The organism is Escherichia sp. WS338 (genome assembly GCF_046486405.1).
GTDB lineage: Bacteria > Pseudomonadota > Gammaproteobacteria > Enterobacterales > Enterobacteriaceae > Escherichia > Escherichia coli.
Genome location: NZ_JBJQLL010000003.1, coordinates 231936 through 252196, shown reverse-complemented (window position 1 = coordinate 252196; position 20261 = coordinate 231936). Strand labels below are relative to the sequence as shown.

General features: G+C 49.6%; 22 protein-coding genes. 16 read left to right on the top strand and 6 right to left on the bottom strand.

From position 1 onward, the window contains the following. The first annotated feature begins 10 nt into the window (after nt 1–10). From lptE to lipA, 14 genes are all read left to right on the top strand, one after another. A complete protein-coding gene (gene lptE, locus ACJHWT_RS03955) occupies nt 11–592 on the top strand; it encodes an LPS assembly lipoprotein LptE (protein ID WP_001269673.1) in 582 nt (193 codons plus the stop codon). Beyond that, nucleotides 592–1623, top strand: coding sequence for a DNA polymerase III subunit delta (gene holA, locus ACJHWT_RS03950; RefSeq protein WP_000620512.1), 1032 nt, complete (start codon nt 592–594; stop codon nt 1621–1623). Before lptE ends, holA begins: the two co-directional genes overlap by 1 nt. Before the next feature lies 1 nt (nt 1624). Continuing rightward, nucleotides 1625–2266 (top strand): nicotinate-nucleotide adenylyltransferase, encoded by a 642-nt coding sequence (gene nadD / locus ACJHWT_RS03945; RefSeq protein ID WP_000838889.1) that lies wholly within the window; start codon nt 1625–1627, stop codon nt 2264–2266. A gap of 23 nt (nt 2267–2289) precedes the next feature. Next, on the top strand, nt 2290–2901 hold the full coding sequence (locus ACJHWT_RS03940; RefSeq protein ID WP_001241901.1) for an adenosylcobalamin/alpha-ribazole phosphatase: 612 nt from the start codon (nt 2290–2292) through the stop codon (nt 2899–2901). Between the two features lie 259 nt (nt 2902–3160). Beyond that, complete coding sequence (gene rsfS, locus ACJHWT_RS03935; protein ID WP_001161664.1) at nt 3161–3478, top strand: ribosome silencing factor; 318 nt, start codon at nt 3161–3163, stop codon at nt 3476–3478. A 3-nt stretch (nt 3479–3481) separates the two neighbouring features. Then, nucleotides 3482–3949, top strand: a complete 468-nt coding sequence (rlmH, locus tag ACJHWT_RS03930) for a 23S rRNA (pseudouridine(1915)-N(3))-methyltransferase RlmH (RefSeq protein WP_000776104.1) — start codon at nt 3482–3484, stop codon at nt 3947–3949. A 30-nt stretch (nt 3950–3979) separates the two neighbouring features. Next, entirely contained in the window at nt 3980–5881 is a 1902-nt protein-coding gene (gene mrdA, locus ACJHWT_RS03925; RefSeq protein ID WP_000776191.1) for a peptidoglycan DD-transpeptidase MrdA, read from the top strand. A gap of 2 nt (nt 5882–5883) precedes the next feature. Continuing rightward, the gene (gene mrdB / locus ACJHWT_RS03920; protein ID WP_000131719.1) at nt 5884–6996 is read left to right on the top strand and encodes a peptidoglycan glycosyltransferase MrdB; all 1113 of its coding nucleotides are present in this window, start codon (nt 5884–5886) and stop codon (nt 6994–6996) included. Nucleotides 6997–7006: 10 nt separating this feature from the next. Beyond that, a complete protein-coding gene (gene rlpA / locus ACJHWT_RS03915; protein ID WP_001231428.1) occupies nt 7007–8095 on the top strand; it encodes an endolytic peptidoglycan transglycosylase RlpA in 1089 nt (362 codons plus the stop codon). Between the two features lie 139 nt (nt 8096–8234). Then, nucleotides 8235–9446, top strand: a complete 1212-nt coding sequence (gene dacA / locus ACJHWT_RS03910) for a D-alanyl-D-alanine carboxypeptidase DacA (protein WP_001092082.1) — start codon at nt 8235–8237, stop codon at nt 9444–9446. Nucleotides 9447–9555: 109 nt separating this feature from the next. Further along, the gene (ybeD, locus tag ACJHWT_RS03905; RefSeq protein ID WP_000850550.1) at nt 9556–9819 is read left to right on the top strand and encodes a DUF493 family protein YbeD; all 264 of its coding nucleotides are present in this window, start codon (nt 9556–9558) and stop codon (nt 9817–9819) included. Between the two features lie 100 nt (nt 9820–9919). Continuing rightward, entirely contained in the window at nt 9920–10561 is a 642-nt protein-coding gene (gene lipB / locus ACJHWT_RS03900; protein ID WP_000284036.1) for a lipoyl(octanoyl) transferase LipB, read from the top strand. A gap of 259 nt (nt 10562–10820) precedes the next feature. Next, nucleotides 10821–11774: a YbeF family transcriptional regulator gene (locus ACJHWT_RS03895; RefSeq protein WP_000378060.1), complete on the top strand. Its 954-nt coding sequence runs from the start codon at nt 10821–10823 to the stop codon at nt 11772–11774. 208 nt (nt 11775–11982) lie between these two features. Beyond that, nucleotides 11983–12948, top strand: a complete 966-nt coding sequence (lipA, locus tag ACJHWT_RS03890) for a lipoyl synthase (RefSeq protein ID WP_000042632.1) — start codon at nt 11983–11985, stop codon at nt 12946–12948. 100 nt (nt 12949–13048) lie between these two features. Here lipA and tatE read toward each other — a convergent pair whose 3' ends face one another. Further along, complete coding sequence (tatE, locus tag ACJHWT_RS03885; RefSeq protein ID WP_000503931.1) at nt 13049–13252, bottom strand: twin-arginine translocase subunit TatE; 204 nt, start codon at nt 13250–13252, stop codon at nt 13049–13051. 128 nt (nt 13253–13380) lie between these two features. After that, nucleotides 13381–14169 carry a deaminated glutathione amidase gene (locus tag ACJHWT_RS03880; RefSeq protein WP_410232312.1) on the bottom strand — a complete coding sequence of 263 codons (789 nt, stop codon included), beginning with the start codon at nt 14167–14169 and terminating at the stop codon, nt 13381–13383. A 95-nt stretch (nt 14170–14264) separates the two neighbouring features. On the opposite strand from ACJHWT_RS03880, the gene crcB reads away from it, so the two are divergent. Further along, the gene (gene crcB / locus ACJHWT_RS03875; protein WP_000939738.1) at nt 14265–14648 is read left to right on the top strand and encodes a fluoride efflux transporter CrcB; all 384 of its coding nucleotides are present in this window, start codon (nt 14265–14267) and stop codon (nt 14646–14648) included. A 53-nt stretch (nt 14649–14701) separates the two neighbouring features. On the opposite strand, the gene cspE is transcribed toward crcB, so the two are convergent. Together cspE and pagP are read right to left on the bottom strand one after the other, a co-directional pair. After that, nucleotides 14702–14911 (bottom strand): transcription antiterminator/RNA stability regulator CspE, encoded by a 210-nt coding sequence (cspE, locus tag ACJHWT_RS03870; RefSeq protein ID WP_000034825.1) that lies wholly within the window; start codon nt 14909–14911, stop codon nt 14702–14704. A 174-nt stretch (nt 14912–15085) separates the two neighbouring features. Next, nucleotides 15086–15646 (bottom strand): lipid IV(A) palmitoyltransferase PagP, encoded by a 561-nt coding sequence (gene pagP / locus ACJHWT_RS03865; RefSeq protein WP_001317689.1) that lies wholly within the window; start codon nt 15644–15646, stop codon nt 15086–15088. Nucleotides 15647–16234: 588 nt separating this feature from the next. On the opposite strand from pagP, the gene dcuC reads away from it, so the two are divergent. Further along, nucleotides 16235–17620 carry an anaerobic C4-dicarboxylate transporter DcuC gene (dcuC, locus tag ACJHWT_RS03860; RefSeq protein ID WP_000955057.1) on the top strand — a complete coding sequence of 462 codons (1386 nt, stop codon included), beginning with the start codon at nt 16235–16237 and terminating at the stop codon, nt 17618–17620. A gap of 40 nt (nt 17621–17660) precedes the next feature. Here dcuC and dpiA read toward each other — a convergent pair whose 3' ends face one another. Both dpiA and dpiB read right to left on the bottom strand, forming a co-directional pair. Beyond that, nucleotides 17661–18341: a two-component response regulator DpiA gene (dpiA, locus tag ACJHWT_RS03855; RefSeq protein WP_000126500.1), complete on the bottom strand. Its 681-nt coding sequence runs from the start codon at nt 18339–18341 to the stop codon at nt 17661–17663. Continuing rightward, nucleotides 18310–19968 carry a sensor histidine kinase DpiB gene (gene dpiB, locus ACJHWT_RS03850; protein WP_001317686.1) on the bottom strand — a complete coding sequence of 553 codons (1659 nt, stop codon included), beginning with the start codon at nt 19966–19968 and terminating at the stop codon, nt 18310–18312. Before dpiB ends, dpiA begins: the two co-directional genes overlap by 32 nt. Nucleotides 19969–20261: the final 293 nt, after the last annotated feature.

Here is a 20261-nt window from a genome sequence, read left to right as displayed (position 1 = left end):
GGGAGGAAGCGTGCGATATCTGGCAACATTGTTGTTATCTCTGGCGGTGTTAATCACCGCCGGGTGTGGCTGGCATCTGCGTGATACCACGCAGGTTCCTTCCACTATGAAGGTCATGATCCTGGACTCAGGCGATCCGAACGGGCCATTAAGCCGTGCGGTGCGTAACCAGTTACGTCTAAATGGTGTCGAGTTGCTTGATAAAGAAACCACGCGTAAGGACGTTCCATCCCTGCGTTTGGGTAAAGTGAGCATCGCGAAAGATACCGCATCGGTATTCCGTAACGGTCAAACAGCAGAGTATCAGATGATCATGACGGTCAATGCGACCGTGTTGATCCCCGGCCGTGACATCTACCCGATTAGCGCCAAAGTCTTCCGTTCGTTCTTCGATAACCCGCAAATGGCGTTAGCGAAAGATAACGAACAAGACATGATCGTAAAAGAGATGTACGACCGTGCTGCCGAACAGCTGATTCGTAAGCTGCCAAGCATCCGTGCTGCGGATATTCGTTCCGACGAAGAACAGACGTCGACCACAACGGATACTCCGGCAACGCCTGCACGCGTCTCTACCACGCTGGGTAACTGATGATTCGGTTGTACCCGGAACAACTCCGCGCGCAGCTCAATGAAGGGCTGCGCGCGGCGTATCTTTTACTTGGTAACGATCCTCTGTTATTGCAGGAAAGCCAGGACGCTATTCGTCAGGTAGCTGCGGTACAAGGATTCGAAGAACACCACACTTTTTCCATTGATCCCAACACTGACTGGAATGCGATCTTTTCGTTATGCCAGGCCATGAGTCTGTTTGCCAGTCGACAAACGCTATTGCTGTTGTTACCAGAAAACGGACCGAATGCGGCGATCAATGAACAACTTCTCACACTCACCGGACTTCTGCATGACGACCTGCTGTTGATCGTCCGCGGCAATAAATTAAGCAAAGCGCAAGAAAATGCCGCCTGGTTTACTGCTCTTGCGAATCGCAGCGTGCAGGTGACCTGTCAGACACCGGAGCAGGCTCAGCTTCCCCGCTGGGTTGCTGTGCGCGCAAAACAGCTCAACTTAGAGCTGGATGACGCGGCGAATCAGGTGCTCTGCTACTGTTATGAAGGTAACCTGCTGGCGCTGGCTCAGGCACTGGAGCGTTTATCGCTACTCTGGCCAGACGGCAAACTGACATTACCTCGCGTTGAACAGGCGGTGAATGATGCCGCGCATTTCACCCCTTTTCATTGGGTTGATGCTTTGTTGATGGGAAAAAGTAAGCGCGCGTTGCATATTCTTCAGCAACTGCGTCTGGAAGGCAGCGAACCGGTTATTTTGTTGCGCACATTACAACGTGAACTGTTGTTACTGGTTAACCTGAAACGCCAGTCTGCCCATATGCCACTGCGTGCGTTGTTTGATAAGCATCGGGTATGGCAGAACCGCCGGGGCATGATGGGCGAGGCGTTAAATCGCTTAAGCCAGCCGCAGTTACGTCAGGCCGTGCAACTCCTGGCACGAACGGAACTCACCCTCAAACAAGATTACGGTCAGTCAGTGTGGGCAGAGCTGGAAGGGTTATCTCTTCTGTTGTGCCATAAACCCCTGGCGGACGTATTTATCGACGGTTGATATGAAATCTTTACAGGCTCTGTTTGGTGGCACCTTTGATCCGGTGCACTATGGTCATCTTAAACCCGTGGAAACGCTGGCGAATTTGATTGGTCTGACACGGGTCACAATCATCCCTAATAATGTTCCTCCGCATCGTCCCCAGCCGGAAGCGAACAGCGTACAGCGTAAACACATGCTTGAACTGGCGATTGCCGACAAGCCATTATTTACTCTTGATGAACGCGAGCTAAAGCGCAATGCCCCCTCTTACACTGCGCAAACACTGAAAGAGTGGCGGCAGGAACAAGGGCCGGACGTGCCGCTGGCGTTTATTATAGGTCAGGATTCATTGCTGACCTTTCCGACCTGGTACGAATACGAAACGATACTCGACAATGCACATTTGATCGTCTGTCGGCGTCCAGGTTACCCACTTGAAATGGCGCAACCGCAATACCAGCAATGGCTGGAAGATCATTTGACACATAACCCGGAAGATCTTCACCTTCAGCCTGCCGGTAAAATTTATCTGGCTGAAACGCCGTGGTTTAACATCTCGGCGACCATCATCCGCGAACGTTTGCAAAACGGTGAATCGTGTGAGGATTTATTGCCGGAACCGGTACTGACTTACATTAACCAACAAGGCTTGTATCGCTGATACCTGTCGTTACGGAGGGCATGATGCGACTGTGGTTAATTCGTCATGGCGAAACGCAAGCGAATGTCGATGGTCTGTACAGCGGTCATGCGCCCACTCCCCTGACCGCGCGCGGTATTGAGCAAGCGCAAAATCTGCATACGCTGCTACATGGTGTTTCCTTTGACCTGGTTTTATGCAGTGAACTGGAACGGGCACAGCATACCGCGCGACGGGTTCTCAGTGATCGCCAGCTCCCCGTGCAAATCATCCCTGAACTCAACGAAATGTTTTTTGGCGACTGGGAGATGCGACATCATCGCGACCTCATGCAAGAAGATGCCGAAAACTATAGCGCGTGGTGCAATGACTGGCAGCATGCTATCCCCACGAACGGTGAAGGATTTCAGGCATTTTCACAACGTGTGGAACGGTTTATCGCAAGGCTTAGTGAATTTCAGCACTATCAGAATATTTTAGTCGTCAGCCATCAGGGTGTACTGAGTCTGTTAATCGCTCGTTTAATTGGCATGCCTGCCGAGGCTATGTGGCATTTTCGCGTTGACCAGGGGTGTTGGAGCGCCATTGATATCAACCAAAAATTCGCGACGCTACGCGTCCTCAATAGCCGTGCCATCGGGGTCGAGAATGCATGACTTTTCTGTTTTTTTACGGGTAAGCCGCAACGACCATTGACAGCCCCGGGCAGGCTGATATTCTCCGCAGCCAGACTTTTTTCGCCAGACACGACTTTGTAGAAATTGTTTTACAAAAATGGCGATGCAATCTGCGGCGCGGGGTGGGATGATAGCCCACTTTCGAAAGCCGATTCGGCGACAATTGTCCCGAAATCGCCTCTGGTTCAGGTATACTGACAGACCATTTTTATCTATTTGATTCACCCAGGGGGAAAACTTGCAGGGTAAAGCACTCCAGGATTTTGTTATCGACAAAATTGATGACCTCAAAGGTCAGGACATCATCGCCTTAGACGTTCAGGGCAAATCCAGCATCACCGACTGCATGATCATCTGTACGGGTACGTCCAGCCGCCATGTTATGTCCATTGCTGATCACGTTGTGCAGGAGTCTCGCGCAGCGGGCCTGTTACCGCTCGGCGTAGAAGGTGAAAACAGCGCCGACTGGATTGTCGTGGATTTGGGCGATGTGATTGTCCATGTCATGCAGGAAGAGAGCCGTCGCCTGTATGAACTGGAAAAACTCTGGAGTTAATGCGTGAAGCTGCAACTTGTCGCCGTGGGAACGAAAATGCCGGACTGGGTACAAACCGGTTTTACCGAGTACCTGCGTCGTTTTCCGAAAGATATGCCCTTCGAGCTGATTGAAATTCCGGCCGGAAAACGCGGCAAGAATGCGGACATCAAGCGCATACTCGACAAAGAGGGTGAGCAGATGTTGGCGGCCGCAGGCAAAAACCGCATTGTCACCCTCGATATTCCAGGCAAGCCCTGGGATACGCCGCAGTTAGCCGCTGAGCTGGAACGCTGGAAGCTGGATGGTCGCGACGTCAGTCTACTGATTGGCGGGCCTGAAGGGTTGTCGCCTGCCTGTAAAGCGGCGGCGGAGCAGAGCTGGTCGCTGTCGGCGCTTACCCTCCCCCATCCGCTGGTTCGCGTGCTGGTCGCAGAGAGTCTGTACCGGGCGTGGAGCATCACCACCAACCATCCTTATCACCGTGAGTGATAAGGGAGCTTTGAGTAGAAAACGCAGCGGATGAAACTACAGAACTCTTTTCGCGACTATACGGCAGAGTCCGCGCTGTTTGTGCGCCGGGCGCTGGTCGCCTTTTTGGGGATTTTGCTGCTGACCGGCGTGCTTATCGCCAACCTGTATAATCTGCAAATTGTTCGCTTTACCGATTACCAGACCCGCTCTAATGAAAACCGCATTAAGCTGGTGCCTATCGCGCCCAGCCGCGGCATTATCTACGACCGTAACGGTATCCCTCTGGCCCTCAACCGCACTATCTACCAGATAGAAATGATGCCGGAGAAAGTCGATAACGTGCAGCAAACGCTGGACGCTTTGCGCAGCGTGGTTGATCTGACCGATGACGATATTGCTGCATTCCGAAAAGAGCGCGCACGTTCACACCGTTTCACCTCCATTCCGGTGAAAACTAACCTGACCGAAGTACAAGTAGCTCGCTTTGCCGTCAATCAGTACCGTTTTCCGGGTGTTGAAGTTAAAGGCTATAAACGTCGTTACTATCCTTACGGTTCAGCGTTGACCCACGTCATCGGCTATGTGTCGAAAATCAACGATAAAGACGTCGAACGCCTGAATAATGACGGCAAACTGGCCAACTATGCGGCAACGCATGATATCGGTAAGCTGGGCATTGAGCGTTACTATGAAGACGTGCTGCACGGTCAGACCGGTTATGAAGAGGTTGAAGTTAACAACCGTGGGCGTGTTATCCGCCAGTTAAAAGAAGTGCCACCGCAAGCCGGACACGATATTTACCTGACGCTGGATCTCAAACTCCAGCAATATATCGAAACGCTGCTGGCGGGTAGCCGCGCAGCTGTGGTAGTCACCGATCCGCGTACAGGTGGGGTGCTGGCGCTGGTTTCCACGCCTAGTTATGACCCAAACCTGTTTGTTGACGGTATCTCCAGCAAAGATTATTCCGCCTTGCTGAACGACCCGAATACACCGCTGGTGAACCGCGCCACACAGGGGGTTTATCCTCCCGCGTCTACAGTTAAACCCTATGTGGCGGTTTCGGCATTGAGCGCCGGAGTGATCACGCGCAATACGACGCTGTTTGACCCTGGCTGGTGGCAACTGCCAGGGTCGGAAAAACGTTATCGTGACTGGAAAAAATGGGGCCACGGGCGTCTGAATGTCACAAGATCGCTGGAAGAATCTGCGGATACCTTCTTCTATCAGGTGGCCTACGATATGGGAATCGATCGCCTCTCCGAATGGATGGGTAAATTCGGTTATGGTCATTACACCGGTATCGACCTGGCGGAAGAACGTTCCGGCAACATGCCTACCCGCGAATGGAAACAGAAACGCTTTAAAAAACCGTGGTATCAGGGTGACACCATTCCGGTTGGTATCGGTCAGGGTTACTGGACAGCGACCCCAATCCAGATGAGTAAGGCACTGATGATCCTGATTAATGACGGTATCGTGAAGGTTCCGCATTTGCTGATGAGCACCGCCGAAGACGGCAAACAGGTGCCATGGGTACAACCGCATGAACCGCCCGTCGGCGATATTCATTCCGGTTACTGGGAGCTGGCAAAAGACGGTATGTACGGTGTTGCTAACCGCCCTAACGGTACTGCGCATAAATACTTTGCCAGCGCACCGTACAAAATTGCGGCGAAATCTGGTACAGCTCAGGTCTTCGGTCTGAAAGCGAACGAAACCTATAATGCGCACAAAATTGCCGAGCGTTTACGTGACCACAAACTGATGACCGCCTTTGCGCCATACAACAATCCGCAAGTCGCTGTCGCCATGATTCTGGAGAACGGCGGTGCGGGTCCGGCGGTTGGTACGCTGATGCGCCAGATCCTCGACCACATTATGCTGGGTGATAACAACACCGATCTGCCTGCGGAAAATCCAGCGGTTGCCGCAGCGGAGGACCATTAATCATGACGGATAATCCGAATAAAAAAACATTCTGGGATAAAGTCCATCTCGATCCCACAATGCTGCTGATCTTACTGGCATTGCTGGTTTACAGCGCCCTGGTTATCTGGAGCGCCAGCGGTCAGGATATTGGCATGATGGAGCGTAAAATAGGCCAAATCGCGATGGGCCTGGTCATCATGGTGGTGATGGCGCAAATTCCTCCACGCGTTTATGAAGGCTGGGCCCCCTATCTCTATATCATCTGTATTATTTTGCTGGTGGCGGTAGATGCTTTTGGTGCCATCTCTAAAGGCGCTCAACGCTGGCTGGACCTCGGTATTGTTCGTTTTCAGCCGTCGGAAATTGCCAAAATAGCCGTACCACTGATGGTTGCGCGCTTTATCAACCGCGACGTTTGCCCGCCATCGTTGAAGAACACTGGCATCGCGCTGGTGCTGATATTTATGCCCACGCTGCTGGTGGCTGCACAGCCTGACCTGGGAACATCAATCCTCGTTGCGCTTTCCGGCCTGTTTGTACTGTTCCTCTCTGGCCTTAGCTGGCGTCTGATTGGCGTCGCAGTAGTGCTGGTAGCGGCGTTCATTCCGATTCTGTGGTTCTTCCTGATGCATGATTACCAGCGCCAGCGCGTAATGATGCTCCTGGACCCGGAATCAGACCCACTCGGCGCAGGCTATCACATTATTCAGTCTAAAATTGCTATTGGCTCCGGCGGATTACGCGGCAAAGGCTGGCTGCACGGCACTCAGTCACAGCTTGAATTTCTCCCCGAACGCCATACCGACTTTATCTTCGCGGTACTGGCGGAAGAGCTGGGATTAGTGGGCATTTTGATTCTGCTCGCTCTCTACATTCTGCTGATCATGCGCGGGCTGTGGATAGCCGCCAGAGCGCAAACCACCTTTGGTCGCGTCATGGCTGGCGGCTTAATGCTGATATTATTCGTTTATGTCTTCGTAAATATTGGTATGGTAAGCGGTATTCTGCCGGTTGTAGGGGTTCCGCTCCCACTGGTCAGTTATGGAGGATCGGCGCTAATTGTGCTGATGGCTGGGTTCGGGATTGTAATGTCAATCCACACCCACAGGAAAATGTTGTCGAAAAGCGTGTAAGAGGTGCGCAATGCGTAAGCAGTGGCTCGGGATCTGCATCGCGGCAGGAATGCTCGCGGCATGTACAAGCGATGATGGTCAGCAACAGACGGTAAGTGTACCGCAGCCTGCGGTATGTAACGGCCCCATAGTTGAAATTAGCGGGGCGGACCCGCGTTTCGAACCACTGAATGCGACGGCAAATCAGGATTACCAGCGCGACGGTAAAAGCTACAAAATCGTGCAGGATCCGTCTCGATTTAGCCAGGCGGGACTGGCGGCAATCTATGATGCCGAACCCGGCAGTAACCTGACGGCCTCTGGCGAAGCTTTCGATCCGACACAGTTGACGGCGGCCCATCCAACGCTTCCGATCCCCAGCTACGCCAGAATCACTAACCTGGCTAACGGGCGAATGATCGTGGTGCGCATTAATGATCGCGGTCCTTACGGCAACGACCGCGTTATTTCGCTTTCTCGCGCGGCAGCTGACCGTCTTAACACGTCAAACAACACCAAAGTTCGTATCGATCCGATTATTGTCGCCCAGGATGGTTCGCTTTCTGGTCCTGGTATGGCTTGTACCACAGTTGCCAAACAGACTTACGCCCTGCCTGCACCTCCCGATTTAAGCGGTGGCGCGGGAACAAGTTCAGTGTCTGGCCCGCAGGGTGACATTCTTCCGGTCAGTAATTCGACGCTAAAAAGCGAAGATCCGACCGGCGCGCCGGTAACCAGCAGCGGTTTCCTCGGCGCACCAACGACCTTAGCGCCTGGTGTACTGGAAGGCAGCGAACCGACGCCTGCGCCACAGCCCGTTGTTACAGCTCCGTCGACAACGCCTGCAACCTCACCTGCAATGGTGACACCGCAAGCCGCCTCGCAAAGCGCCAGCGGCAACTTTATGGTGCAAGTCGGGGCCGTTAGCGATCAGGCTCGTGCGCAACAGTACCAACAGCAACTGGGACAGAAGTTCGGCGTCCCCGGTCGCGTAACTCAAAATGGCGCGGTCTGGCGGATCCAGCTTGGCCCATTCGCCAGCAAAGCCGAAGCCAGTACCTTGCAGCAACGTTTGCAAACCGAAGCCCAATTACAGTCATTTATTACCACCGCGCAGTAGCGTAAAGCAGGCATCTGATGTGTCAATTTCTGTAAATGACGTTAACAAAGTCACGCGGAAAGTCAGATGCCTGCCGGTAGTGCATTTGCTATAGTAGGGCACTTTTTTTAATTCCATCACGGATGTCGTAGTTCAGACCATGAATACCATTTTTTCCGCTCGTATCATGAAGCGCCTGGCGCTCACCACGGCTCTTTGCACAGCCTTTATCTCTGCTGCACATGCCGATGACCTGAATATCAAAACTATGATCCCGGGTGTACCGCAGATCGATGCGGAGTCCTACATCCTGATTGACTATAACTCCGGCAAAGTGCTCGCCGAACAGAACGCAGATGTCCGCCGCGATCCTGCCAGCCTGACCAAAATGATGACCAGTTACGTTATCGGCCAGGCAATGAAAGCCGGTAAATTTAAAGAAACTGATTTAGTCACCATCGGTAACGACGCATGGGCCACCGGTAACCCGGTATTTAAAGGTTCTTCGCTGATGTTCCTCAAACCGGGCATGCAGGTTCCGGTTTCTCAGCTGATCCGCGGTATTAACCTGCAATCGGGTAACGATGCTTGTGTCGCCATGGCCGATTTTGCCGCTGGTAGCCAGGACGCTTTTGTTGGCTTGATGAACAGCTACGTTAACGCACTGGGCCTGAAAAATACCCACTTCCAGACGGTACATGGTCTGGATGCTGATGGTCAGTACAGCTCCGCGCGAGATATGGCGCTGATCGGCCAGGCGTTGATCCGTGACGTACCGAATGAATACTCGATCTATAAAGAAAAAGAATTTACGTTTAACGGTATTCGCCAGCTGAACCGTAACGGTCTGTTATGGGATAACAGCCTGAATGTCGACGGCATCAAAACCGGACACACTGACAAAGCAGGTTACAACCTTGTTGCTTCTGCGACTGAAGGCCAGATGCGCTTGATCTCTGCGGTGATGGGCGGACGTACTTTTAAAGGCCGTGAAGCCGAAAGTAAAAAACTGCTAACCTGGGGCTTCCGTTTCTTCGAAACCGTTAACCCACTGAAAGTAGGTAAAGAGTTCGCCTCTGAACCGGTTTGGTTTGGTGATTCTGATCGCGCTTCGTTAGGGGTTGATAAAGACGTGTACCTGACCATTCCGCGTGGTCGCATGAAAGATCTGAAAGCCAGCTATGTGCTGAACAGCAGTGAATTGCATGCGCCGCTGCAAAAGAATCAGGTCGTCGGAACTATCAACTTCCAGCTTGATGGCAAAACGATCGAACAACGCCCGCTGGTTGTGCTGCAAGAAATACCGGAAGGTAACTTCTTCGGCAAAATCATTGATTACATTAAATTAATGTTCCATCACTGGTTTGGTTAAAAATTGAACACTTGAAAGTGTGATTTCCGTCCCCATATACTAAGCATCAGTAAAAAACTCCCGCCTTCTGGCGGGAGTTGCTATTTAATTACGTTACGCCGGAGCTGACATGAAAACCAAACTTAACGAACTGCTTGAATTCCCTACTCCTTTTACTTACAAAGTTATGGGGCAGGCGTTACCTGAGCTGGTTGATCAGGTGGTTGAAGTGGTACAGCGCCATGCGCCAGGTGACTACACCCCAACGGTAAAACCAAGCAGCAAAGGCAACTACCACTCGGTATCTATCACTATCAACGCTACTCATATCGAGCAGGTTGAAACACTGTATGAAGAACTGGGCAAAATCGATATTGTCCGCATGGTTCTGTAACTCGCTTCTCCGTTACCCGGCTCCTGGTCGGGTAACTCCCCTCTCCTCGCTGTGATATACTTTTCCCCCACTTTTACTCATTCTCCACGGAGATGCCGTTTTGTATCAGGATAAAATTCTTGTCCGCCAGCTCGGTCTTCAGCCTTACGAGCCAATATCCCAGGCTATGCATGAATTCACCGATACCCGCGATGATAGTACCCTTGATGAAATCTGGCTGGTCGAGCACTATCCGGTATTCACCCAAGGGCAGGCAGGAAAAGCGGAGCACATTTTAATGCCGGGTGATATTCCGGTGATCCAGAGCGATCGCGGTGGGCAGGTGACTTATCACGGGCCGGGGCAACAGGTGATGTATGTGTTGCTTAACCTGAAACGCCGTAAACTCGGTGTGCGTGAACTGGTGACCTTGCTTGAGCAAACAGTGGTGAATACCCTGTCTGAACTGGGTATAGAAGCGCATCCTCGGGCTGACGCGCCTGGTGTCTATGTCGGGGAAAAGAAAATTTGCTCACTGGGTTTACGTATTCGACGCGGTTGTTCATTCCACGGTCTGGCATTAAACGTCAATATGGATCTTTCACCATTTTTACGTATTAATCCTTGTGGGTATGCAGGAATGGAAATGGCTAAAATATCACAATGGAAACCCGAAGCGACGACTAATAATATTGCACCACGTTTACTGGAAAATATTTTAGCGCTACTAAACAATCCTGACTTCGAATATATTACCGCTTAATTCCATACATCAATGGCCCAATTTACACTGGGTCATTACTCATAACACCTGCTAATGCTTTACATCTCCTTCGCGTTTGTATATTTTCTTTATCACTTGCAGAAATGCGATGCTACGCCTTGCTCCGTAGCCCACCTAATTGATTAACCCATTGAAATAATTGACCATGGTGAGCAAAATCGTTCCGTCCCAATTAGACATAAGATTATTGTAATTTTTTTAAATATTATTTTTCCATGAATAAAATTGGAGTAAGTGCGTGGATAGTAATAATCAAATTGAAACCTGTTTAAGCAGAAAGTCGTCAGAAGGTAAACCACAAATATTTACAACCTTACGAAATATTGATCTTAACCTTCTGACTATTTTTGAAGCTGTATATGTACATAAAGGGATCGTTAATGCAGCGAAAGTGCTTAATCTGACACCCTCGGCAATCAGTCAGTCTATTCAGAAACTGCGCGTTATATTCCCTGACCCATTGTTTATTCGCAAAGGCCAGGGTGTCACTCCTACCGCATTTGCGATGCATCTACATGAGTATATCAGTCAGGGCCTTGAGTCCATTCTTGGCGCGCTGGATATCGAAGGAAGCTATGATAAGCAACGAACGATAACTATTGCGACCACCCCCTCAGTCGGAGCCCTGGTCCTTCCTGTCATCTATCGGGCGATTAAAACTCACTATCCGCAGCTTTTACTGCGCAACCCGCCCATCAGCGACGCGGAAAACCAACTCAGTCAGTTTCAAACCGATCTCATCATCGATAACATGTTTTGCACCAATCGTACGGTGCAACATCATGTTCTGTTCACCGACAATATGGTGTTAATTTGCCGTGAGGGAAATCCACTACTCTCTTTAGAAGATGACAGGGAGACTATCGACAACGCTGCGCATATACTCCTGTTACCGGAAGGGCAAAATTTCAGCGGTCTGCGGCAGAGAGTTCAAGAGATGTTTCCGGACCGGCAAATCAGTTTCACCAGCTACAACATTTTGACAATCGCTGCACTGGTTGCCAACAGTGACATGTTAGCGATTATTCCCAGCCGTTTTTATAACCTGTTTAGCCGTTGTTGGCCGCTGGAAAAACTGCCTTTTCCGTCCTTAAATGAGGAGCAAATAGATTTCTCTATCCACTACAACAAATTCAGCCTGCGTGATCCCATCCTGCACGGGGTAATAGATGTTATCCGTAATGCATTTTGAAAAAGTATTGTTACAGCCAGATCACAGCGAAGAGCGAAAAAATGGCACAATCCAACAACAATTTTACATTTTCGCGACCGCTTTGGCTGCTTTCAGGTCCGTTTCAATGATATACTGCCAGTCGTTAATTCAAAAATAGTTGATAATTACAACAATCTATTGAATTGAAACGCTTTCCTTCGTAATTCGCAACTGGAACACGCACGCTATGAGTAAACCCATTGTGATGGAACGCGGTGTTAAATACCGCGATGCCGATAAGATGGCCCTTATCCCGGTTAAAAACGTGGCAACAGAGCGCGAAGCCCTGCTGCGCAAGCCGGAATGGATGAAAATCAAGCTTCCAGCGGACTCTACACGTATCCAGGGCATCAAAGCCGCAATGCGCAAAAATGGCCTGCATTCTGTCTGCGAGGAAGCCTCCTGCCCTAACCTGGCGGAATGCTTCAACCACGGCACAGCAACGTTTATGATCCTCGGCGCTATTTGTACCCGCCGTTGTCCGTTCTGTGACGTTGCCCACGGTCGCCCGGTAGCTCCGGATGCCAATGAACCAGTGAAACTGGCGCAGACCATTGCCGATATGGCGCTGCGTTATGTGGTTATCACCTCCGTTGACCGTGATGACCTACGCGATGGCGGTGCCCAGCACTTTGCGGATTGCATTACTGCCATTCGGGAAAAAAGCCCGCAAATCAAAATTGAAACTCTGGTGCCGGATTTCCGCGGTCGTATGGATCGTGCTCTGGATATTCTGACCGCCACACCACCAGATGTGTTCAACCATAACCTGGAAAACGTACCGCGTATTTACCGTCAGGTACGGCCTGGTGCAGATTACAACTGGTCGCTGAAGCTGCTGGAACGCTTTAAAGAAGCGCATCCGGAAATCCCGACCAAGTCTGGTCTGATGGTGGGTCTGGGTGAAACCAATGAAGAAATTATTGAGGTAATGCGCGACCTGCGCCGTCATGGTGTGACGATGTTAACGCTGGGGCAATATTTGCAGCCAAGCCGCCATCACCTGCCGGTTCAACGTTACGTTAGCCCGGATGAGTTCGACGAAATGAAAGCCGAAGCGCTGGCGATGGGCTTTACCCATGCTGCATGCGGTCCGTTTGTCCGCTCGTCTTACCACGCCGATTTGCAGGCGAAAGGGATGGAAGTTAAGTAATCCTGTAATAATTACTTACATCTGTCTGATAAAAAACCCGCTTTTTGAAGCGGGTTTTTTGTATCGAACAAGATATTGAGGGAGCGTCCTGCTCGCCACGTCACTCTTTATGAGAGAGCTTTTCAGCCTGAAGATCAACGTCTGCGCCTTTTTTCGCCGCAGCATCGTCATCATTCATCGCCTTCTTGAACCCTTTAATGGCCGCTCCAAGGTCTCCGCCCAGCGTACGTAACTTCTTAGTCCCAAACAGCAGAACGACCAGCGCCGCAACTACCAGCAGTTTGGTAATACTAATCTCACCCATAGATACCTTCTTGACATATAACCGGCAACAGAACGCGCCTTAAAAACCAGAGAATATTAACGGTCATTCGACGCGCGCACACAATAGCAATCTGTAACAAGGTGAATCAAGCGCCGAGTAAAAAAACATCATAATAATTGCGGCGGCGCAAAGCGACGGTTGTTTAAAACGGGAAGTTGCGCGCGCACCTGACGCACACGTTCGGGCGTCACTTCCGCCATAATGAGTGCAGGCATTTCTGACGCTGCCGCAATGGTGACGCCAAAGGGATCTATAATTCGGCTTTGCCCGATATTTTTGTTCCCGCACTCCCCCGCCGCCACCATATAACAGGTGGTATCCAGCGCACGAGCGGCAAGCAACGTTGACCAGTGATGCTCTTTGAGCGGCCCACGAACCCAGGCGGCAGGAAGTACCAGGATTTCAGCTCCCTGTAATGCCTGTGCCAGCGCCAGCTCTGGAAAGCGTAAGTCATAACAGGTCATCAGACCGACCTTCATCCCTTCCACCTCCAGTAACGGAGCTATTTCATTACCAGCATCAACATGGCGTGATTCCTGAATGGCAAATGCATCATAGAGATGCAGTTTGGCATAACGGGCGACGATGTTTCCTGCCTGTAGCGCCACCAGCATATTCCATGCGCGCCCCGGCGTTGAAGGAACATGAATCGTCAGAATTGTCGTCATCATGTTACGTTTACTTTCTCGCCGTAAACGTCCGAGGAATTCGCCTTCCAGCAGCTGTGCTGATTTAACCGATAGATCTGCATCATGATCATCGCGCGCCAACAATGCTTCCGGCAGGACAAACAGCGAAACGTTGTTTTCCGCCGCCTGCGCCATCAACGAGGCACAAATCTCAGCGTTCTTTTCCCACACAGATGTAACAGCAAACTGTCCTGCGGCAACCAGCATTGCCACCTCCTCCTGTCAGAGTCGTAAAATTCGCCAACGGCGATTATTCGGCGTTACACTTATCACTCATACAAATCAAATAGCAGGATTTTGCAGTGTTACAACTTCTTTTAGCAGTTTTTATTGGCGGTGGTACGGGAAGCGTGGCGAGATGGCTGTTAAGTATGCGATTTAACCCGCTGCATCAAGCGATTCCGTTGGGGACGCTGGCTGCAAACCTGATTGGGGCATTCATCATAGGAATGGGATTCGCCTGGTTTAGCAGGATGACGAACATTGATCCAGTGTGGAAAGTATTAATCACCACCGGATTTTGTGGCGGTCTAACAACCTTCTCAACATTTTCGGCAGAAGTGGTGTTTTTGTTACAAGAGGGCCGCTTTGGCTGGGCGTTACTGAACGTTTTCGTCAACCTTTTGGGGTCTTTTGCCATGACCGCACTGGCTTTCTGGCTGTTTTCCGCCTCAACCGCACACTAAAGACCAAAAAAAACCCGCTGATTAAGCGGGTTTTGAATTCTTGCTGACGTATCTTACAGAGCGATTACGTTTGCAGCAGAAGGGCCTTTGGCACCGTTAGTGATTTCGAACTCTACGCGCTGACCTTCAGCAAGAGTTTTAAAACCATTAGTCTGGATTGCAGAGAAGTGTACGAACACGTCTTTGCTGCCGTCTTCCGGAGTAATGAAACCGAATCCTTTGGACTCATTAAACCACTTAACGTTACCTTTAATCTTAGACATCAAAATTACCTTTACATGAAAAATAGACACAAATGCTGTGTCGGTTACCAGTACACCAATTGTGGTACGCTTTGTCCAGTGCAACTTTACTAAAAAGTGATAAAAGTCGCGTTATTTTTGATGTTAATTATTTTACTCATTGATTTTAAAGAGTTTACTAAAATTTCATTTGTCTCAAAACTGAAAGCGCATCCAGGCAAAGTACACATTGCCATTGTTATAGGTACCCGGAATGTAGGTCATCTGAAAAGTCACTGGACCATAACCCACAGAGGCCAATGGCAGTAGAACCGGGAGAGGGATGTAATTCCAGTTATCGCGTGCCGTTACGCCAGCGGTGAATCCCAGTCCTAAATGAAAATTTTCATCTGCCAGCGGTCGCCAGGTACTTTCCCATCCGTATCCGGCAATCGGTTCCCATTTGTTCCACGAGTCCTTAAATGCCATGGCATACAGGCCATGCCAGTTTCCTTTTTCATCCCAACGCGACTGACCAAAACCGCCACCCCACGGTCGCTCGTTATAGCGATCGGTTTTTTCTTTGTCGTAAGCGAAACGTGCATGCCAGGTGATGGCAGGAATATATAAATCATAATGTTCAGGCTGTTGCCAGGTTTGTGCAATATTTTCTCTAAACGTTGTCATCCACTCATCTGCGTTAGCAAAAACTTTACCAACGCTGATTAACTGAACAAAAACAAAGGAAAAGATAGCGACATATTTACTCACGTTCATTTGTGACCATAAAACATTTATCAAAAATCTACTACTAGCATAGCAAAGCTACAATTAACATAACCTTAATAGCCCCAACATAAAGAATAATCTGAATAGCTGCTCTATTTATTTCCGCTTGTTTAAGTTAAATATTTCCGCGCATCGATTAAAGATGATGCGTCGTTTTCTGCGATGGGAATAGTCAAAAAAGAAAAATCAAGTCTTTTTTGATGACAAAATGCAATCAAGGAAAAATTATTTTATTTTTTAACGAGATACAACAATCATCTTAACGAAGTATATAATATATATCGTCAACCTATGCTCATATTAGATTATTTTTTGAGCGCACAGCCGCAGCTAACACCATTGCAATTAACAAATTTGCATCAATCCACCATCAATTTACACACATTATTATGTGATAATTGCCAACCGCTAAATATGCGTTTTGTTATCTATGTATAAAAACAGCAACTTCAATGTCTTAATGGCAGTTTTTCTTGATTTTAATCAGCATTTATCGCCAATTTATTGGGCATATTTTTTCCTTAAGCTTTAGGAATTTTTTATTATTTACTTTGGGGCCTGGAGACAGGAAAAATTATGCTGACATTCATTGAACTCCTTATTGGGGTTGTGGTTATTGTGGGTGTAGCTCGCTACATCATTAAAGGGTATTCCGCCACTGGCGTGTTATTTGTCGGTGGCCTGTTATTGCTGATTATCAGTGCCATTATGGGGCACAAAGTGTTACCGTCCAGCCAGGCTTCAACAGGCTACAGCGCCACGGATATCGTTGAATACGTTAAAATATTGCTAATGAGCCGCGGCGGCGACCTCGGCATGATGATTATGATGCTGTGTGGCTTTGCCGCTTACATGACCCATATCGGCGCGAATGATATGGTGGTCAAGCTGGCGTCAAAACCATTGCAGTATATTAACTCCCCTTACCTGCTGATGATTGCCGCCTATTTTGTCGCCTGTCTGATGTCTCTGGCCGTCTCTTCCGCGACCGGTCTGGGTGTTTTGCTGATGGCAACCCTGTTTCCGGTGATGGTAAACGTTGGTATCAGCCGTGGTGCAGCTGCTGCTATTTGTGCCTCCCCGGCGGCGATTATTCTCGCACCGACTTCAGGGGATGTGGTGCTGGCGGCGCAGGCTTCCGAAATGTCGCTGATTGACTTCGCCTTCAAAACGACGCTGCCTATCTCAATTGCTGCAATTATCGGCATGGCGATCGCCCACTTCTTCTGGCAACGTTATCTGGATAAAAAAGAGCACATCTCTCATGAAATGTTAGATGTCAGTGAAATCACCACCACTGCTCCTGCGTTTTATGCCATTTTGCCGTTCACGCCGATCATCGGAGTGCTGATTTTTGACGGCAAATGGGGTCCGCAATTACACATCATCACTATTCTGGTGATTTGTATGCTGATTGCCTCCATTCTGGAGTTCATCCGCAGCTTTAATACCCAGAAAGTTTTCTCTGGTCTGGAAGTGGCTTATCGCGGGATGGCCGATGCGTTTGCTAACGTGGTGATGCTGCTGGTTGCCGCTGGGGTATTCGCTCAGGGGCTTAGCACCATCGGCTTTATTCAAAGTCTGATTTCTATCGCCACCTCGTTTGGTTCGGCGAGTATCATCCTGATGCTGGTATTAGTGATCCTGACAATGCTGGCGGCAGTCACGACCGGTTCAGGCAATGCGCCGTTTTATGCGTTTGTTGAGATGATCCCGAAACTGGCGCACTCTTCCGGCATTAACCCGGCGTATTTGACTATCCCAATGCTGCAGGCGTCAAACCTCGGCCGTACCCTGTCACCCGTTTCTGGCGTAGTCGTTGCGGTTGCCGGGATGGCGAAGATCTCACCATTTGAAGTCGTAAAACGCACCTCGGTGCCGGTGCTTGTTGGGCTGGTGATTGTTATCGTTGCTACAGAGCTGATGGTGCCAGGAACGGCAGCCGCGGTCACAGGCAAGTAAATAGTCATGCCGGAGGCAAGTTTCCTCCGGCTTTATCATGTCACCCACTGTGGTATATGCGTTGCGGTCTGCCAACTTTGCCGTGAACAATTTCAGCAATAATCAGATGGCGGCTGGCGCAATATTCAAGATAACGTCTGGCAGTGGTGCGGCTGATAGTCAGTGCCTGCGCCACCGTTTCTGCCGTATGTTGCACACCAGGCTCTTTAAACAGTTTTCGCACTGCGTTTAGCGTCAAGGGATCAATGCCGGTCGGCAGTTCGTCTTTAGGTTCACCGCGAGCATAGGCATTAAACATCTCATCAATTTGCTTCTGGCTGGCGCTATCAATACTTTCCAGCATATGTTTACGCTGGCGGAAACGGGTTAGCGTTTGCCCCAGCCGTTCATAGGCAATGGGCTTAATGAGATAATCAAATACACCACAACGTACGGCTTCAGACACCGTTTCCATATCGCTGGCTGCAGTGGTAAACACCACGTCGCCGGGATAATGCGCCTGCACCAGTTCATGCAATAAATTAATCCCTCTGCCGTCAGGAAGATAGTTATCGAGCAAGATTAGCCCCGGCTTAAAACGCTCGATCATCATTCGGGCCTGCGCCAGGTTTCCCGCCAGTAATATCTGACTGAATCCGGGAATGTGACGAATATATTCCGCATGCATCTCTGCCAGCGGCGTTTCGTCCTCAACGATCAATAGGGTTAATGGAGCTGTCATTAGGTTTCACTTTCGGAATATAGATTGAAAACAAGGTACCGCAGGGATCATTATCTTCGAGAGTGATAACACCACCGCAGCGCGTTACGTAGCTGGCAATCAAGTACAACCCAATGCCATGTTCACCGGGCTCGTCAGCACGCGTACTGACCCCCTGCTCAAATATTTTGTCTCGTAGAGACTCTGGAACGCCGCAGCCCTGATCGGCGACTTCAATCACCACATCATCGCCTTCATCGCTGAGGAATAATTCAACGATCTTGTTTCCTTCATCGCTACGCAGGCTGGCTTCGAAGGCGTTATCAAGTAAATTGCCCACAATGGCTGCAAACTCGGTGCTATCCAGTCCTGGCGGCAGTTGCGAAAGCTGGCTACCGGGGACAATGATCATTTTTAGCCCCAGTTCCCGGGCGCGCTGCACTTTACCAAAAAGCAGCCCCGCCACCTGGCGATCGGCAAACGCCTCACGCAGGCTGTCAATAAGCTGTTGCTGGGCCTGAGACTCCCCCTGCACCATCGCCAGCACGCGATCATACTCTTTCATCTGCAACAGACCATTGAGCGTCGACATCCAATTGAGATGCTCGTGTCGCAATGTGCGCAGGCTCTCGACGTATTGTTTAATTTGCGTCAGTTGCGCATTGAGGGTGGATATTTCGTCTTTACTACGAAAGCTGATAATGGCCCCCAGCAAATCATCACCAGAACGAATAGCTTCCCGGTTGGCAATAACGCTCAGACCGTTAAAGTTCGCCACCACATCCTGACGTTTTTCATCAATCTGTTCGGTAAAGAAATCGGCGGGCCTGACCACTTCAGCAATGGGTTTACCCAACCATTGCCGTCCGGGGGAACTCAGACCCAGCATCTTTCTTGCGTTACGATTGATGGCGGTAATGTAACCATGCGGATCCACCGCAATGAGCCCTTCATAAACCGAACTAAACAGCGCCTCTTGCTGACGGACCACGCGTGCGATTTGCTTTGGCTCCATGCCCATCATCTGCCGACGGATATGCGCGGCCAGGAACCACGATAGCAACATCAGAATCCCTAACAGCACGACAAACACGCCAGCCATCGGTAATAAAAACTCAGCCCGCCAGCTATCGATTTTACTCACCAGGTAGCCAATCGACACCACGCCGATGACTTTTCCATCGTCATCAAAGATTGGCGTTTTGGCACGCATCGCCATGCCAATTGACCCTTTCCCGGTGATGAAGTAGCTCTCCCCTTTCTCCAGCGCGCCCGGTTTGGTGAACTGCATAGGATAACCAATTTTCTCCGGATTAGGATGGTAAAGACGAATCGAGTGCCGATCGCCAATCACCACATAATCGAAATCAGTATCTCTTTGTAATTTGTCAGCGATGGTCGCCAGCCTCTTGTAGTCACGCGTTTTCACTGCACTGATGATACTGTCATTAGAAGCAATAATTTTTGCCTGATTCATTGCCATGTCGCGCACATGAAGCGTTAAATAGTCCTCAAAACTGGCTGTAAAATATTGCGCCAGGGCTGCAATGACAAATATTGAGAACACCAGAATCAGCAAAAAGATACGCAGCGGAAATGCCAGTCTTTGGAAAAATGCAAACTGTTTATTCTCGTTAAGCTGCAACATTGTTTTCCTTGCGGGTTGTCCCGAGCCTCTTTGACAGATGTAATTAAAATGTTGAATCAAAATACATAGATATTAAATATAATCGTGGCAAATTTTATTCATTAAATCAATTAAATCAATTAAACCTGCGGGTCATTTCGTAATTACATTAATTAAAAAACTTAAAACCATTAAATAAATAAAAAACCACTAACTCTATGTGAAATAAATCAAAATTTCACGCTGCAATACTCCTTAGGATGTATAGCGAAAGGAGAAAAGATATACCTCGATCGCCCCCCTTTCTCCTAAGT

What these genes read in the sequence shown, in the direction of transcription:
- pagP (WP_001317689.1), bottom strand. Translation starts at nt 15,646, where the DNA reads ATGAACGTGAGTAAATATGTCGCTATCTTTTCCTTTGTTTTTGTTCAG.
- nadD (WP_000838889.1), top strand. Translation starts at nt 1,625, where the DNA reads ATGAAATCTTTACAGGCTCTGTTTGGTGGCACCTTTGATCCGGTGCAC.
- mrdB (WP_000131719.1), top strand. Translation starts at nt 5,884, where the DNA reads ATGACGGATAATCCGAATAAAAAAACATTCTGGGATAAAGTCCATCTC.
- ACJHWT_RS03940 (WP_001241901.1), top strand. Translation starts at nt 2,290, where the DNA reads ATGCGACTGTGGTTAATTCGTCATGGCGAAACGCAAGCGAATGTCGAT.
- dpiA (WP_000126500.1), bottom strand. Translation starts at nt 18,341, where the DNA reads ATGACAGCTCCATTAACCCTATTGATCGTTGAGGACGAAACGCCGCTG.
- tatE (WP_000503931.1), bottom strand. Translation starts at nt 13,252, where the DNA reads ATGGGTGAGATTAGTATTACCAAACTGCTGGTAGTTGCGGCGCTGGTC.
- dacA (WP_001092082.1), top strand. Translation starts at nt 8,235, where the DNA reads ATGAATACCATTTTTTCCGCTCGTATCATGAAGCGCCTGGCGCTCACC.
- mrdA (WP_000776191.1), top strand. Translation starts at nt 3,980, where the DNA reads ATGAAACTACAGAACTCTTTTCGCGACTATACGGCAGAGTCCGCGCTG.
- lipA (WP_000042632.1), top strand. Translation starts at nt 11,983, where the DNA reads ATGAGTAAACCCATTGTGATGGAACGCGGTGTTAAATACCGCGATGCC.
- rlpA (WP_001231428.1), top strand. Translation starts at nt 7,007, where the DNA reads ATGCGTAAGCAGTGGCTCGGGATCTGCATCGCGGCAGGAATGCTCGCG.
- cspE (WP_000034825.1), bottom strand. Translation starts at nt 14,911, where the DNA reads ATGTCTAAGATTAAAGGTAACGTTAAGTGGTTTAATGAGTCCAAAGGA.
- dcuC (WP_000955057.1), top strand. Translation starts at nt 16,235, where the DNA reads ATGCTGACATTCATTGAACTCCTTATTGGGGTTGTGGTTATTGTGGGT.
- ACJHWT_RS03880 (WP_410232312.1), bottom strand. Translation starts at nt 14,169, where the DNA reads ATGCTGGTTGCCGCAGGACAGTTTGCTGTTACATCTGTGTGGGAAAAG.
- dpiB (WP_001317686.1), bottom strand. Translation starts at nt 19,968, where the DNA reads ATGTTGCAGCTTAACGAGAATAAACAGTTTGCATTTTTCCAAAGACTG.
- ybeD (WP_000850550.1), top strand. Translation starts at nt 9,556, where the DNA reads ATGAAAACCAAACTTAACGAACTGCTTGAATTCCCTACTCCTTTTACT.
- holA (WP_000620512.1), top strand. Translation starts at nt 592, where the DNA reads ATGATTCGGTTGTACCCGGAACAACTCCGCGCGCAGCTCAATGAAGGG.